The 14,481-nt window shown below is 70.0% G+C and carries 15 protein-coding genes and 3 pseudogenes; 14 read left to right on the forward strand and 4 right to left on the reverse strand.

Going from position 1 to position 14,481, the window contains the following annotated elements; translation table 11 throughout:
* A pseudogene (locus tag OTB19_RS43820) lies at nucleotides 1-413 on the forward strand (hypothetical protein); the annotation flags it as partial.
* Here the strand turns inward: OTB19_RS43820 and OTB19_RS38480 are convergent.
* The 3 genes and pseudogenes from OTB19_RS38480 to OTB19_RS38495 form a co-directional block, all read right to left on the reverse strand.
* Nucleotides 405-701 (reverse strand): annotated as a pseudogene (locus OTB19_RS38480) (transposase); the annotation flags it as partial. The pseudogenes OTB19_RS43820 and OTB19_RS38480 overlap by 9 nt on opposite strands.
* Before the next feature lie 238 nt (nucleotides 702-939).
* Entirely contained in the window at nucleotides 940-1,428 is a 489-nt protein-coding gene (locus OTB19_RS38490) for a transposase (RefSeq protein ID WP_420716998.1), read from the reverse strand.
* A gap of 156 nt (nucleotides 1,429-1,584) precedes the next feature.
* Nucleotides 1,585-2,118: a hypothetical protein gene (locus OTB19_RS38495; protein ID WP_267803447.1), complete on the reverse strand. Its 534-nt coding sequence runs from the start codon at nucleotides 2,116-2,118 to the stop codon at nucleotides 1,585-1,587.
* 632 nt (nucleotides 2,119-2,750) lie between these two features.
* On the opposite strand from OTB19_RS38495, the gene OTB19_RS38500 reads away from it, so the two are divergent.
* The 5 genes from OTB19_RS38500 to OTB19_RS38520 all read left to right on the forward strand — a co-directional run bounded on the left by OTB19_RS38500 (nucleotide 2,751) and on the right by OTB19_RS38520 (nucleotide 6,159).
* Nucleotides 2,751-3,098 (forward strand): MerR family transcriptional regulator, encoded by a 348-nt coding sequence (locus tag OTB19_RS38500; protein ID WP_267803448.1) that lies wholly within the window; start codon nucleotides 2,751-2,753, stop codon nucleotides 3,096-3,098.
* 154 nt (nucleotides 3,099-3,252) lie between these two features.
* Nucleotides 3,253-3,537 (forward strand): STAS domain-containing protein, encoded by a 285-nt coding sequence (locus tag OTB19_RS38505; protein ID WP_267803449.1) that lies wholly within the window; start codon nucleotides 3,253-3,255, stop codon nucleotides 3,535-3,537.
* 938 nt (nucleotides 3,538-4,475) lie between these two features.
* The gene (locus OTB19_RS38510) at nucleotides 4,476-4,898 is read left to right on the forward strand and encodes a hypothetical protein (RefSeq protein WP_267803450.1); all 423 of its coding nucleotides are present in this window, start codon (nucleotides 4,476-4,478) and stop codon (nucleotides 4,896-4,898) included.
* A 390-nt stretch (nucleotides 4,899-5,288) separates the two neighbouring features.
* A complete protein-coding gene (locus OTB19_RS38515) occupies nucleotides 5,289-5,555 on the forward strand; it encodes a hypothetical protein (RefSeq protein ID WP_267803451.1) in 267 nt (88 codons plus the stop codon).
* A 178-nt stretch (nucleotides 5,556-5,733) separates the two neighbouring features.
* Complete coding sequence (locus tag OTB19_RS38520; protein ID WP_267803452.1) at nucleotides 5,734-6,159, forward strand: ATP-binding protein; 426 nt, start codon at nucleotides 5,734-5,736, stop codon at nucleotides 6,157-6,159.
* Between the two features lie 772 nt (nucleotides 6,160-6,931).
* On the opposite strand, the pseudogene OTB19_RS38525 reads toward OTB19_RS38520, so the two are convergent.
* Nucleotides 6,932-7,225, reverse strand: a pseudogene (locus tag OTB19_RS38525) (3-oxoacyl-ACP synthase); the annotation flags it as partial.
* A 638-nt stretch (nucleotides 7,226-7,863) separates the two neighbouring features.
* On the opposite strand from OTB19_RS38525, the gene OTB19_RS38530 reads away from it, so the two are divergent.
* From OTB19_RS38530 to OTB19_RS38565, 8 genes are all read left to right on the forward strand, one after another.
* Nucleotides 7,864-8,058 (forward strand): hypothetical protein, encoded by a 195-nt coding sequence (locus tag OTB19_RS38530; RefSeq protein WP_267803453.1) that lies wholly within the window; start codon nucleotides 7,864-7,866, stop codon nucleotides 8,056-8,058.
* A 656-nt stretch (nucleotides 8,059-8,714) separates the two neighbouring features.
* The gene (locus OTB19_RS38535) at nucleotides 8,715-8,918 is read left to right on the forward strand and encodes a cold-shock protein (protein ID WP_267803460.1); all 204 of its coding nucleotides are present in this window, start codon (nucleotides 8,715-8,717) and stop codon (nucleotides 8,916-8,918) included.
* Between the two features lie 368 nt (nucleotides 8,919-9,286).
* Entirely contained in the window at nucleotides 9,287-10,819 is a 1,533-nt protein-coding gene (locus OTB19_RS38540; protein WP_267803454.1) for a DEAD/DEAH box helicase, read from the forward strand.
* A 46-nt stretch (nucleotides 10,820-10,865) separates the two neighbouring features.
* The gene (locus tag OTB19_RS38545) at nucleotides 10,866-11,270 is read left to right on the forward strand and encodes a CBS domain-containing protein (RefSeq protein WP_267803455.1); all 405 of its coding nucleotides are present in this window, start codon (nucleotides 10,866-10,868) and stop codon (nucleotides 11,268-11,270) included.
* A 47-nt stretch (nucleotides 11,271-11,317) separates the two neighbouring features.
* Nucleotides 11,318-11,629: an SCO5918 family protein gene (locus OTB19_RS38550; protein WP_267803456.1), complete on the forward strand. Its 312-nt coding sequence runs from the start codon at nucleotides 11,318-11,320 to the stop codon at nucleotides 11,627-11,629.
* 72 nt (nucleotides 11,630-11,701) lie between these two features.
* Complete coding sequence (locus OTB19_RS38555) at nucleotides 11,702-11,911, forward strand: hypothetical protein (protein ID WP_267803457.1); 210 nt, start codon at nucleotides 11,702-11,704, stop codon at nucleotides 11,909-11,911.
* A gap of 470 nt (nucleotides 11,912-12,381) precedes the next feature.
* A complete protein-coding gene (locus tag OTB19_RS38560; RefSeq protein WP_267803458.1) occupies nucleotides 12,382-12,984 on the forward strand; it encodes a hypothetical protein in 603 nt (200 codons plus the stop codon).
* Nucleotides 12,985-14,096: 1,112 nt separating this feature from the next.
* Nucleotides 14,097-14,417 carry a hypothetical protein gene (locus OTB19_RS38565; RefSeq protein WP_267803459.1) on the forward strand — a complete coding sequence of 107 codons (321 nt, stop codon included), beginning with the start codon at nucleotides 14,097-14,099 and terminating at the stop codon, nucleotides 14,415-14,417.
* Nucleotides 14,418-14,481 lie beyond the last annotated feature (64 nt).

A 14,481-nucleotide genomic window follows, 5' to 3' on the forward strand; every position in this document is an offset into this window, starting at 1 on the left:
CCACCGTGTGCCGGACCGAAGCCGGGTCGTCCGAGGACCGCTTCCCGCAGGATGCCTGCGCGCTCACACAGCGTCACCAATCCAGCCACGCCCAACCGGCAAAGGACCTGCGACGCGCTGCACTAGCCGCGGACCGCACGAGGGCGATCAACCGGATGCGCGCCCGGATGCTGGAGTACTTCCCCGCCCTGGAACGGGCTTTCGACTACAGCACTTCCAAGGCCTCGCTGGTGCTGCTGACGGGATACCAGACCCCGGCGGCCCTGAGACGGATCGGCAAGAACCGTCTCGCGGTCTGGCTGAAGAACCGCAAGGTCCGCAACTCCCAGCTCGTCGCAGCCACCGCCGTCGCAGCCCAGCACACCGCCGTCCCCGGTGAGAAGCTGGCCGCCACCGCAGAAGACCCGCAGTAGTCGACGGCAGTAGCGGCGTGGTCTGCGCATGTTGCCGCTGATGCGTCCGGAGTCCTTGGGGACAGGGGCCAGGCCGGCGACACCGGCGAGGCGGTCGGGGCTGCCGAATACGCTCATGTCTCCGCCGGCGTGGGCGATGAACTCAGCGCCCAGGACGGTGCCGATGCCGGGCATGCTCAAGACGACCTCGGCGTGCCGGTGGTCACGAAACCGGCCCTCGATCAGGGCGTCGGTCTCGGCGATCTCCTCATCGAGGGCCGTCACCTCCCTCGCGAGCTTGGCCACTACACATGTCAGCCCAGGTCGCCGCCCGATGCTGCTCCAAGTCGTTCTACGAACGCAAGAGAGCCGAAGGGAAGACCCACAAACAGGCCGTCATTGCCCTCGCGCGCCGCCGTCTGAACGTTCTGTGGGCCCTCATACGCGACAGCCGAACCTTTGAGATCACCGCGCCGCCGAGCCCCGTCCCACTGGGCTGACACGCCCACAACAAGTCACCAGCCGAGCTTGACAACTACATTGGGAATCAGTAGAGGCTGCGTGCGCCAGGGATGGTGATCGTCTTGGTGGGCTTCCCGCTGGGGGGCCTACGGCTTCGGCTTTGGTGATGACTCCCGCCTTCGACGACTCGCCCGAAGGCGACGTGATTCGGCCTGTAGCCGTGCCAGCGCCGCCGGGGGAGCGGTGACCGGGCGGGTCGCCGCCCGGTCATCCGGTGGTGCCGGCCGCGGTCTGTTCTGCGGCCCTGCATCGCAGTACGTCTTCCACGCGGGCCCGCCACAGCCCCAGTCTTCTGACGCAGAGCGGCGTTCTCCGCCTCGATCGGCGTCGCCGACTCCGCGGAGACTTGGGCACGGTGCCCCCGCGGCCGGCTCGCGCCAGCCGCCCTGATCCAATTCCGCAGAGTCTCCGGGTTGATCCCCAGATCGGCGGCGATCTGCCGGATCGTCGCTCCCGGCCGCGACTCATACAGCGCGACCGCGTCCGCCCTGAACTCCGGCGGGTAGTTCTTCATGACCACGAGATGTCCGTCCTCAGATCCACATGATCCAGTGTCTCGTGTGTCCAGGATCCAGGGTCAAGGCCCCGGCCGGACTCTGTGGGCGCGGAACACGACACGGGGTGCAGGCGCGGCGTGACGAATCCGTTCGAGTCGCCTTTAGGTGGCGGGCTACTTGATGAGGGCGTTGGCTGCGATGACGGTCAGGCCGATCGTGGCGTCCGCCAGTCCGATGAGGAGCGTGGAGCGGATGCGGTGGCCGACTCGGGCTGCCACGAAGGCGCCCCAGCCGAAGAGCAGGGCCGTGTTCAGCCCCAGCCCTACGGCCGTCACTGTGTAGGACTCCCAGTTAGCGATTCCGGCGGCGACCAGGAGCAGGACGGTGGGGAGGACGGCCGCGACCATCGGCCACTCGTTCCACAGGGCATGGGAAAGCAGCCGCCATCGGTGAGTAGCGCCCCCTTCGTGGTGGGTGGCCATGTGGTGGGAGTAACCGTGCGCGAGGCTGGCAGCGACCGCGGTCACCAGTACCCAGCTGGCGTCGTAGAAAGGGGTGTAGTCCTGGTTCGTCTGATCCAGTGCGGCGAGCAGAGCGCTGGCCAGCACCGTTCCGTAGACTCCGCCGAACATCCAGTCGGCGCTCCGGCGGGGCGCGGGCGGTGGTGCAATGCCGGAGACGGGTTGCGGGCGCTGTTGCTGGGTCACGCGAGATCCTCTGTCACGCTATGGGCTGGTTTGACTAGGTCGCCACCCTAGCGGGATCCCGTGTGAGGGCGCGATCAGTAGTAGATGATCAGCCGGGCAATGCCTGCCGAGCGCAGTCGTATGTCAGGACGAAGACACCCGGGCGAGGTTTGGTGTTTCCGGGGGGCGGGGGGCGGTGAGCAGGAAGAGTTGGCTGGCTGCGGGCGCTGGCGCGGAAGTCCAAGAGCCTTGGTCCACCCGCATGGCGCGTGTTGACCTGTAGGGAGTGGTCTGTCATGGACATGCTGAAAATGGATGGGTGGGGCCGACCGATGAAAAGCCCGCCGTAGCGGCCGCTTGGCGGGCCGGGGGGCCGGGGTGGTTGTGGAGGAGCTGGTGAGGGCCTGGGCGCCCGGAGTGGGCGGGTGCGGCGCAGGTCCTGGGCGGGGGCGCGGGCCTGCTCGGCTTTCCCTCTTTCGGGGTCATGACCTCTGGCCGCCGGGGTCGTTGAATGTGAGGATGCCTTCTGAGCGGATGCATCCGAGAGTGCTGGGCGGCCGAGACGACCATGGTTGGGCCTCGTCTCGGCCGCTGGCAGTTGCGCAGGAAAGTGAGGCGCTCATCGACCAGATAGTCGCGGCGGTCGGGGCCGGATGACAGCAGACGACTCCTTCGGCCGTCTCGATGACGACGATTTCCCCGCCTACACGATGGGCCGGGCCGCCGACATGCTCGGCACCACCCAGAGCTTCCTCCGCGCGATCGGCGAGCACCGCCTGATCACCCCGCTCCGCTCCCCGGGCGGCCACCGCCGCTACTCCCGCTACCAGCTACGCATCGCCGCCCGCGCCCGTGAACTCGTCGACCAGGGAACCCCCGTCGAGGCCGCGTGTCGGATCGTCATCCTCGAGGACCGGCTCCAGGAAGCGCAGCGCGTCAACGCCGAGCACCGGCAGGCCGCCACCGCCGCGGCGCCGGCGCGACGGCGGGCCGCGGCCTGACCGGCGACCGCTCTCACGCACCTTCACGAGCCGATGTGGAGAACCCCCACATCGGCTCTTCCACACCCCCGACACCTGTACCCGATCGAGGAAAGCCCGGAAGGCCCGTGGAACAAGACGTCTGGTCCTCCCGGACGGGGGTGACGGCGTCCGCGTGATCGCGTGCTCCGGAGAGTTCGACCAGGGCTCCCTGGAACCCTTGCGGCAGGCCTGCGGACCGGCGATCGCCGACCCGGCGGTCCGGCGGATCGTCCTCGACGTCAGCCGGATCACCTTCGCCGACTCCGCCATGCTCGACACGATGCTGTACCTGCAGCGCAGCGGCCGCCTGGTCTTGGCCGGCCCGCTGCCCCGCTGCCTGGCCCATATCCTGGAGATCACCCAGGCCGGCCGGCTGTTCACGATCACCGACAGCGTGGAAGAGGCCCGCACCCTGTAGCGGCGGGGACCCGGCGGCCTGTACGAGTCAGAGCCAGCCGCCGCTTTCACGCGTGGCCCGTGGCGTGGGCTCCCCCGCCAGGTGGAGCTGGCGCAAGGTGCTTTGGGGCTTGCCCGGGTTAGGTGCGGCGCGAGAACCAGCGGCCGGTTCGGCTGACGGCGTGGCGGTCGCGGTAGCGGGCGGCGGCGAGCGTCCCAGGCGCGGCCAGGGCCCACGGGGCGAAGGCCGAAGCAGCGCGCGTTCCGGGTAATCGGTTAAACGACTGTTCGGTGTTCGTACTGTGGGTCACCCGCATGGCGCGTTTCTGTCGGGGCGGGTGGCGCGTTGTGGGGGTATGGCGACAGATGAACGTTTCTCCAGCGGTGTGGGCAGTGGGTACCAGGTCAGCGGAGCCGGTACCGCCGCGGTGAGCCGGCCCGGGGGGGATGACGTGGTTACGCCCCGTTTCGGCGGTTCACGTGCGGACTTGTACTGCGGGGACGGTCAGGAGAGGGAGCAGCCGGGGGGCGGCACGCTCCTGGCGGGCTTCCTTGATGAGCTGGTCAAGCTCCGGGCTGATTTTGAGCGGCGCCTGGCATGTATCGAGCAGGCCCTGATGCCGCAGATGCCGCAGATGCCGCAGATGCCGGGCCGGCCCGCCTGTGTATGACGGCAGGGACTTCTCATACTCGGGGCCCCCGGCCGACGGTGGCTATCTGGGACCGGAGGCTGCCTGGGCCGACAGCCGCAACACGGTCCCTGCCCCCAGATGGGAGGCGGAGAGCACATTCAAGGTCACGGAGCTGGACTTTGTTGCCCAGCAGTGGAGTCCGGATGAGGAACTGGCCCGGCTGCTGGCCCAGAAGCAGGGGCCGTCGCCCGTGCCGGCGGGCCGGTCGCGGCAGGACCGCCGGCGTCGGCGGCCCCGGTTGTCCGCAGCGGCCGTCTCCCTGCGGGCCGTGAGCTTCGGCGCTGCGGCGCTGGTGGCGCTCATTGGCGCGATGGTGAGCGTGCTCAGCGGTGTCGTCGCCTACGATCCGCTGCACCTCGCCGCCGTTCAGGGCATCTCCCGCTCCCCGGCGCCCTCCTGGTGGCCGGCGCTGGTGTACGGGCCGTGGATGGTCGCTTCCGTGTCGGTCCTGCGCGCCGCTTTGCACCGGAGGCGGGCTGTGCATTCCTGGGTGGTGGTGTTGTTCTCCGCGGCCGCGGTGGCGCTGTGCCTCACGCAGGCTCCGCATACGGTTATTGGACTGGCGACGGCCGGCATCCCCCCGGTCGCGGCTCTTGCCTGTTTCCAGCAACTCGTCCGCCAGGTCACTCTCACCCGGCCCCTCCGCCAGCCGGAACCCCGGCACCGAAACGCATCCCACGCCGCCCGCTGAACCAGCAGACTGCCCCCACGTTCACATCACGGCGGGTTCACCGCCCGGCAGTCTGAGGCGCCCCAGCAGGAACGTTTTGTGGTCCGGCGCCGTCCGGCGCCCCCCGGCAGGGCGCGCATTGCCTCGCCTCCCGCGTCGGTCTGCGCCCGCCGGGCCTTGGCCTGGCGTCACGCTCTCGTGCGGCACACCGTGTCGCAGTGCCGACGGGACGTCCTGGCCTCCGGCGGGAGCGGTGCCCCGCACTGCTCCCGCCGCCGCACGTTCCTCCTGGTCACCCTCCCCATGCTCCTCCTGCGGCCGGCTCGTCGGCGAGGGCATGCCGGGGCGGAGGCATCGCGGGTTCACCCGAACGCGGAGCGCACCGGGCAGGGCACGGGGCAGGCTGTGCACGTGGATGATGCGGGCGCGCGCCTGTACGGCCGAGACGATGACGACCAAGGCGCTCTGGTCGCGGGACACGTGTACGCGGCCCTGCTCGGCGCGCCCCTGGACGGGGAGCTGCTGCTCGACGTCACCGGCTGGGTTGCCGCGGAGCTGGTCGAGGGGGCGCTCCTGATCACCGACCGGGGCCTGTACGGGCCCGGCGGCCGCGCGTTCTACGCGCCCGCCGAGGGAGATCCGGCGGGCCCGTTCCTGTGGCACGGCGACACACCCTGACGCATCCACTGCGTGCACCGAAATACTCTGTGGTCTTGGCCCCCGCGGCACCGCCCCGGCCCGCGTGGCACGCAACCCCTTGGCACCGCGCTCCGCTCTTCACGTTCCGCGCGGCGACCCTGCGGACCGGATGCATTCGCACCTGAATGTCCCCTGTGGTGAGGGGCAGGCGGCCGGTATGGACCTGACCTCAGGAAGCGCCTCTACCGGCGGTACCGGCGCCGAGCCGGCCGGGGACGCCGTCCTGCCGGATGTGGTGACGTCCGCCGCGGCACGCCGCCGCGTCAGCGACCTCCTCCGGGGCGCGGGCATCAGCCTCGACAGCGTCCCCGCCGCGGACGCCTTACTGGTCACCTCGGAACTCACGGCCAACGCGCTGCGCCACGGCGGCGGCATCCACGGCTTCCGTACCCACATTGACGGCGGTGCCCTCTACCTGTCGGTGAGTGACACCAGTTTGGACCTGCCCGTCAGCCGGGCCCCCGCACCCGACCGCCCGGGCGGCTTCGGCTGGCCCCTCATCCAGCGCCTGGCCGACCACGTCACCATCGACACGTTCCCCGGCGGCAAGACCATCACCACCATCCTGCGCCTCATTCCGTAGCACCCCGCAGGCTGCGGTCCGCGGCCGGATCCCGGACGCCGGGGGCCGGTACGGATGGCGTGCAGACTGCGGTAGTTGCCGTTGTCCCGCGTAACGTCTGCTCCGTCGCGCTGGTCGGGGGATGATCCTCGCGAACAGGCCGGTGCTTGGGCAGCGGATCAGCAGAGTCAGGGCCCGAGGGCTCACCGACTCGGGTTGATCCTGCCGGACACGGTATCCGCCGGATGGAGTGTCCGCTTCGCCGGCCTGCTTGATCGGCGGCACTGCGCTTGCCGAAGGTCACGCGAGGCCCCGGGGTTCTCCGGACGGTTCTTCTTCGTCTGACAGACCCCAGGGCAGGGCATCCGAGCCGCGCGCTCAGGGCCCGTGCCCGGCTGCTCGGAAAGCCGGGCACGGGGTGCATCCCCGCCCCGGGTCAACGTACAGAACCTCGGGCCGGTTTCCGCGCTCCGGCCGCGCACTGGTGTGCAGAACCGTTTCCGTCCCGCCTCGTTGAGGAGGATGGGCATGCCCAGTCCGAGACCGCGCACCGGCGCTTTCTCCCAGCGTCCCGGTGGTCTTCGAAGGGCAGCCCGTGGCATCCGGGCCCCGGTGACAGGGCCGGCCCGTGCCACCGTCCGGCAGGCCCTCCCACCCCGGCCTGCCGGACCCACCACCTCGGTGCCGGCTTCGGGACAGCGGCTGTCGTCGAGAACGGCCTGGCGCTTGATCTTGGTGTCGCCAGCGGCGTGGCTCAGTCCTTCTCTCGGGCCAGGACGCGGTCTGCCGCGTGCGTCTCCGCGCCGATCACCAGGACCCGCTCGGCCATACCCGCCTTGATCCATGCGGCCCCGGCCGCCAGCGCGTACGTGAACCCCGAACACGCCGCCGAGACATCGAACGCCGCCACGTTGCCCAACCCCAACTGCGCGGCGACCCACGGCGCCGTGCCGGGCGAATGATGATCCGGGGTCGTCGTCGACAACACGACAAGATCAACGCTTCTGACCTCGGCGCTGCGCAGCGCGCGATGTCCTGCCTTCACGGCCAGATCACCCGTGCTCTCGCCCGGCTCGACCCAGTGCCGGGCGACCGGGGAACCGCTGTCGTCTTCGCGGACGGGGCCGGGGCCGTGGCACCGGGCACGCTGGGCAGGCGGACGCCTCCGCCGCGGCCGCACCTAGAAGCGCTGACGGAGGAAGCCCAATGAACCAGGCTCGGGTATGGACCCTGCTGACCACTGCGGTCATGCCGCTGGGGTCCTCGTGGTGGCCACACAGCGGACAGCGCCGCGACCATCCCCAATGCGGCTCCCGCGAGCGTCCTGGCTCCAGCATCAAGGCGGCTGGGGCGCCATCTGCGTCATCTGACAGGTCGACGCACATCGCCTCGCCTCCCGCGTCGACCTGCGCCCGCCGGGCCCTGGCCCGGCGCCACGCCATGGTCCGGCACGTGACGTCGCAGTACCGGCGGAACTCCCTGGCCTCTGGCGGGAGTAGTGTCCCGCAGTGCGCACACCGCCGCACGTTCCTCCTGGTCACCCCCTCCGTGCTCCTCCTGTGGCCAACCCGTCGGCCAGGGCAGGCCGGGGCGGGGAGTCACGGGTTCACCCGAACGCGGAGCGCACCAGGCAGGGGAGACGGGGCAGGCTATGGGCGTGGATGAGGCGCACGCGCGCGTGCACGGCCAGACGACGACGACCAAGGCGACCTGGCCGCGGGTCACGTGTACGCGCCCTGCTCGGCGGACCGCCTGGACGGGGAGCTGCTCGACGTCACCGGCTGGGTTGCCGCGGAGCTAATTGAGGGGGCGCTCCTGGTCACCGACCGGGGCCTGTACGGGCCTGGCGGCCGCGCGTTCTACGCGCCCGCCGAGGGAGATCCGGCAGGCCCGTTCCTGTGGCACGGCGACACGCCCTGACGCATCCACTGCGTGCCCCGAAATGTTCTGTGGTCCTGGCCCCCGCAGGCGCCGGCCCGGCCCGCGCCTGCGGCCCCGGCACGCAACCCCTGGCACCGCGCTCCGCTCTTCTGTGTTCCTCGCGGCGACCCTGCGAACCGAATGCCACCTGTCAAGGCTCCCGCCTGAGAGCCCGCCGCACCGGCTGCGTCGGGGCGGCGCCGCGCTCGCGCACTTGACTGCCGGTGATCGCGGCCGCGGGGTGTCGAGTGCGAAGGCTGACTGCCGAGGTCATCCATGTACGGGGCGCCCGAGCCGGAGGGGGAGGGTGGGCAGGGTGAGGCCCGCCCGATCCGGGCACCATCTGCCGGGTGCCGGTATTCGCTGCACGCGGGGATCGAATCTGTAATCGTGAGGTGAGGGTTTGGCGGGCCCTGAGGGGAGAGTCTTTATCGCAAGCCGCTGAGCCGATTAATCCTCTGCACGGACACCGCTTCGACATGCTACTGTCGATCTTAGTTGCAGTCTTGGTTCCCAAAAATTCGGGCGCTCCCGGCGTTGCTGCACAGCCGCCGGAAGCGCTTTGCATTTCCGCCGATTTTCCGGTCGGGGCAATCATCGCGGCGACTCCGCAATCGCACAGTGCAGTTGCGGGCACTGCCCCAAAGGAGATTCATATGGCGTCTGGCATCGTGAAGTGGTTCAACGCGGAAAAGGGTTTTGGTTTTATCGAGCAGGACGGTGGCGGCGCTGACGTGTTCGCCCACTACTCGAACATTGCCGCCTCTGGCTTCCGTGAGCTTCAGGAAGGTCAGAAGGTTAACTTCGACGTCACGCAGGGCCAGAAGGGCCCGCAGGCCGAGAACATCGTTCCCGCCTGACGCTGACGCGTTACGTAGCTGGGGCCCGCACCTTGGGGTGCGGGCCCCAGCTCGTTGTTTTTCCCCTCCCGCGCCCCGTCGGATCCCGACGGCTTCGCGTGTACGGCGGGTGACGGCGCCCCGCGCCGACCGCCCCTGTCCGGCCCGGCACCGCGTCGTCCACGACGCACCGCCTCGCCCCCGCCCCGTAAGCCGTCCGCCGTTTCCCCCGGTTTTTTGACGCACGCGCGGCAATTTATCCCGCAGGCCCGCCCATTTTTTGGGGTTCGGCTCTGCCTCGTTTTTCTTCGGTTCGTTCTCGCGGGTTCCTGCGCTGTTTCTTCGCGGCGGGAATTCCTTGATACGTGCCGTATCAAGGAAGGTTCAGCATGAACCCCATGCGTTCGAACGACCGCTCCTCTCGTACCCGCGGCCGCTCCGGCGGTCCCGCTTTCGGCGCGGGTGCCGGTTCGTCCCAGGGCAGTCGCTACGGCTCCTCCGCGCCGAGCCGCTCGGGAAGTCCGAGCCGTTCCGGAGGTCCGAGCCGCTCAGGTGGCTATGGCCGTCGGCCCGCCGCGGTGCAGGGTGAGTTCGCCCTGCCGAAGACGATCACCCCGGCGCTGCCCGCGGTCGAGGCGTTCGCCGACCTCGACATGCCGGCGGAGCTGCTGGCCGCGCTCGGCACCCAGGGGGTGTCGGTGCCGTTCCCGATCCAGGGCGCGACGCTCCCGAACTCCCTCGCAGGACGTGACGTCCTGGGCCGTGGGCGTACCGGTTCCGGCAAGACCCTGGCCTTCGGCCTCGCCCTGCTGGCCCGCACCGCCGGACAGCGCGCCGAACCCCACCAGCCGCTCGCCCTCATCCTTGTCCCCACCCGCGAGCTGGCCCAGCAGGTGACCGACGCGCTGACCCCGTACGCCCGCGCCGTGAGGCTGCGCCTGGCCACGGTCGTCGGCGGCATGCCCATCGGCCGCCAGGCCAACGCGCTGCGGAACGGCGCGGAGGTCGTCGTCGCGACGCCGGGGCGTCTCAAGGACCTCATCGACCGGGGTGACTGCCGGCTGAACCAGGTCGGCATCACCGTCCTGGACGAGGCCGACCAGATGGCGGACATGGGCTTCATGCCCCAGGTCACCGCCCTGCTGGACCAGGTTCGCCCCGAGGGCCAGCGGATGCTGTTCTCCGCCACCCTGGACCGCAACGTCGACCTCCTGGTCCGCCGCTACCTCACCGACCCCGTCGTGCACTCCGTGGACCCCTCCGCGGGCGCGGTCACCACGATGGAGCACCACGTCCTGTACGTCCACGGCGCCGACAAGCACCGCACGACCACGGAGATCGCCGCCCGCGAAGGCCGGGTGATGATGTTCCTGGACACCAAGCATGCCGTCGACCGCCTGACCGAACACCTGCTGAGCAGCGGAGTACGGGCCGCAGCGCTGCACGGCGGGAAGTCCCAGCCGCAGCGCACCCGGACCCTCGCCCAGTTCAAGACCGGTCACATCACCGTGCTGGTCGCGACCAACGTGGCGGCGCGCGGCATCCACGTCGACAACCTCGACCTCGTCGTGAACATCGACCCGCCGACCGACCACAAGGACTACCTCCACCGCGGCGGCCGCACCGCCCGCGCCGGTGAGTCCGGCAGCGTCGTCACCCTGGTGACGCCCAACCAGCGCCGCGACATGACCCGCCTCATGGCCGCCGCCGGCATCGTGCCCCAGACCACCCAGGTCCGCGCCGGCGACGAGGCCCTCCACCGCATCACCGGCGCCCAGGCCCCCTCCGGCATCCCCGTCACCATCACCGCACCGGTCTCCGAGCGGCCCAAGCGCAGCGCCTCCTCCCGCGGCCGCCGCAGCCCCGCCTCCGCCGCCCGACGCGTCAACGCACGCCAGTCCGCTTTCGATGCGGCGGCCTGAACACCACGTGATCCGGAAACTGACCTATCTCTGCAGGAGGCACGTTGTGACGTTGGTCCAGATGCAGCCCCGCTCGGCAAACGCCGACCTCGGATGCCGGACGGTGGACGACGCGATGGAGGCGGCCGCCCCGCAGGTCTGTGACGACATGACGGTCGAAGTGGCCCTGTCCGTCATGGCCAGTGCCCGCGATGGCCATCTGCTCGTCTGCGACCCGGACGGACTGTGCACCGGTCTGGTCAGCCAGGCCCAGCTGACGGCCGTCCGTGACAGCGCCGCGTACACAGACCAGGTCCGGCTGCGCGACGCTCTAGGTGACCGCGGGCCGTTCGCCTCGCCCCGGACCACGATGGCCGAGGCCGAGCACGCGATGCGCTACCGCAGGCTCGCTGCCCTGCCCGTCATCGACGAGCAGGGCAGCGCTCTGGGCGTCCTCGCCCTCGCCCGCTGAACTGCCTCACCGCGACACGACCGTCCCCTTCTTCCTGTGAGGCATTCATGCGTTGTGTCATCGCCCGCTTTCCGTTCGACCTGACCAAGACCGGCGTCCTGGCGTCAATGAAGGGCATCAAGCCCGAGCAGGTCATCGGCGACGCCGTGATCATCGGCCGCCGAACCTACCCTCTCAAGCAGGTCGGCCAGGTCATCACCCGCCAGGACCGCCGCGACTTCAGTGCCGGCGAAGTCCTCCGGGCCATGACCCAGCTCGGCTTCACCTGCCGCGCGCTGGGGGAGGGCGTCGCGTCCAGACGTGTCCTCAGCCCGCTCCAGCAGACTTCCGCAATGCTCGGCCTCCCAGTGACCGTCTGACCGACGGGAGCCGGCACACGAACAGCGAGGGCCGCCCGACCAGCAGGTGCTGGTCAGGCGGCCCTCTTCGTAGTGGACGCCGCGACGCCGGCCGCGCTGCGGGCCAGCTCATCGCCGACTGGCAGGACGAGATCGCCCGTCACGCCGCCGACCCGCCGCCTGATGGAATCCACTGGCCCGCCCGTTACCTGCACCCCGCTCGATGCCCCGCACACCATGCACGAGCCCATGGCACAGCAGTATGTCGACGTCATCACGGAGTGGATCAAGACGCTTTCCTGAGCGCAGCGCCACAGCTACTGCGGCTGTCGAGGTCCGCCCGGCTCACTACGAGCCCGGCGGGCCTCGGCACAATCAACAGCGGCGGCTAGAGGTGCTGTCGAATCTCTCGTGAACAAAGCCAAAAACGGCTGAACGCGGCTACCTCTCTGCGGTCGGCGACTACCACCACTTGCGCGTCAGTCAAAGCCACGGCGCGCGGCCCCGGCGGCGTCGTCGCCGTGAAGGCGAACCACCCGGACGACGGGCCGAGGGGGTGCGGAGGAATCGGTTCGGTAGCGGATCCCGGCACTCTTGCGGCGCGCCGATCTCCAGCACAGGTATTTACGGCCAGAGTTCAATGAATATGTGTATTTCCGGACATTTGATCATCGATCGTAGTACGGGCAGAGTCGTTCCCGTCTAGGGTGAGCGTGTGCCGGCCGGAGAGTATCTCCGGCTGCACACACCGAAAGGCCTACCTCATGCGCATCATGCGCAGCACCACCCTTGCCCGGACCTTCCTGATCAGTGCGATCGCCGTGGTCGGCTTCGCGACCCCGGCCCTGGCTTCCGCCACGGCCCACGCTGACGCGGGTAGTTCCGGAACTTCCCTCCTCGGCCTTCCCGGCGCGGGCGGCGTCAACGGCGTGGGAACCAACGGCGGTATCGGCGGTCTCGGCGGCGCCGGCGGAGCCGCCGGCGCGAACGGCAACGGCGGCAGTGGGGGCGCCGGGGGCAACGCTGACGGCAGTGGAAGCACCGGCGGCGCCGGCGGCGCGGGTGGCGCCGGCGGAGCCAACGGCAACGGCGGCATCGGAGGCGCCGGAGGTACCGCCAACCAGGGCGGCACCGGCGGCAAAGGCGGCGTGGGCGGCGTAGGTGATGCCGGTACCGGCATCACCGGCGGCAAGGGCGGCAAGGGCGGCGCGTCAACAGCAGGTGGCACCCACAAGGGCGGCGCGGGCGGCGCGGGCGGCGCCGCGAGCCCGGTGTGCCCCGGCAAGCCCGGCGGCGACGGAACCGCCGCCACCTTGACCGCGGACGGCATCACCGGCGCCACCGGCGCCGCCGGACACACCACCCTCCCCTGCTGAGCAGCACCCGGCGAGGATCGGGCCCTGCACCCGGCAAGCGCCCCCGCCCCATTCACAGGGCGTCATACCATCGCCGGTGACTGATCACTGACGTGTGGTGAGCAGAACTCGGATGACTCGCCCGGCTGGGTTTCCCAGCCGGGCGACTCACGTCGTGCCCCGCGCTCGACTCTGCCGGGAATCTCGTAGATGACCGTGACCTCGGCACTCGCAGACCGCCAGTGGGGCGAAACCCTGACCGCCTACGGGCAGGCCGCACTTCAAGGCCGTCGACGCTAGACCAAAAGGCCTTTAAACACCTGAATCACGATGGATCCGGTGAGGAGCAATCGGCCGCGCCATCGGTCAGGGTGTGTCCCGGTGCCACAGAAACGGGCCCCCCGGGTCACCCTCGACAGGCGCGTGGAACGCCCTGCCGCCTGCCTTGTACAGGCCCTGATCGGTGATCAGGCCGGCCCCCCTTGATCAGCGCGTCGGCCAACCAGCTCGTGACGTCGAGCAGTTCCCCGTCCAGGGGTGTGCCGAGCTGGGCCGCGTAGGCGTGTCCCGCGACCAGGCCGCCCCGATCCTCGGGATCGCTTCCGTACACCCCCGCATCCGCCTCATCCACGCCCAGAGCCTGCCCCGCGTCATGCGCGGTGGACTCGGCGTTCGGATGAACCCGTCACTGCCTCCCTCGTAGCGTGGAGACCGTGACCGCAGGGAAGCTGAGAGGCAGGGCGGAGAAGGACTTCCAGGCCCCTTGGACCCGCCCCGCTCCATCCCGGCAGCCGTTGTCCCCGGGCGCGTCAGATCCGGCGACTGCGATGCCGTCGTGGGCTTCACCATTCCGGCGCTTCGAGCACCACCTCCCATCCACTGAGCCGCGCAACTCCCGGTGCTCCGGTGGGTGTCCTGTGAGTGATGTGTGAGGCGGGGTCTCGTTCGGCCTGATTGAGGGTGCGGGTGGGGTGGGGGCGTGGTCAGCTCGGGTGGGAGCCGTGCCGCGGGTTGCCGGCTGACGGGCAGCGCATCGTGTGTCGTCTGTCACGTGGCTGGGGGTCGTTCGTCGAGGCTCTTGTCCTGGTTCTGCTCTCTGTGGGCTCGTCTCTTCAATCGTCAGGAGTTCGACCGTGAAGCTTCGTCGTACAGCCGCGATGTCCCTGGCCGCTTCGGTTCTGGTGGTCGGCGGTGGGCTGTTGACCGCACCGTCTGCTGCTGCCGCCCCCGTTCCCCCCGACGCCGCCGCGTGTGTGGGCCTGCTCAAGGATGCGGCCACCGCGGCCGCGGCCTTCGAGGCCGCCAACGTCACCTACTCGGCCAGCATGGCCGCCGCCCTGGTCATCGCCGCCGACCCTGCCGTGGCCCAGGCCACGGCAGACGAAGCCCTCAGAAGTCGTTGCTCTATCGATCATGGTGGGCGTCAGTTCGACTGGGATGACACGGTCGGATGATCGGCGGCACGCGCGCGCATGAAGGCAGGGCCTCCGAGGCAGTGCGGAGTTGTTGAAGCCACGC

The sequence above is a fragment of the Streptomyces sp. H27-H5 genome (genome assembly GCF_026627505.1).
Lineage (GTDB): Bacteria > Actinomycetota > Actinomycetes > Streptomycetales > Streptomycetaceae > Streptomyces.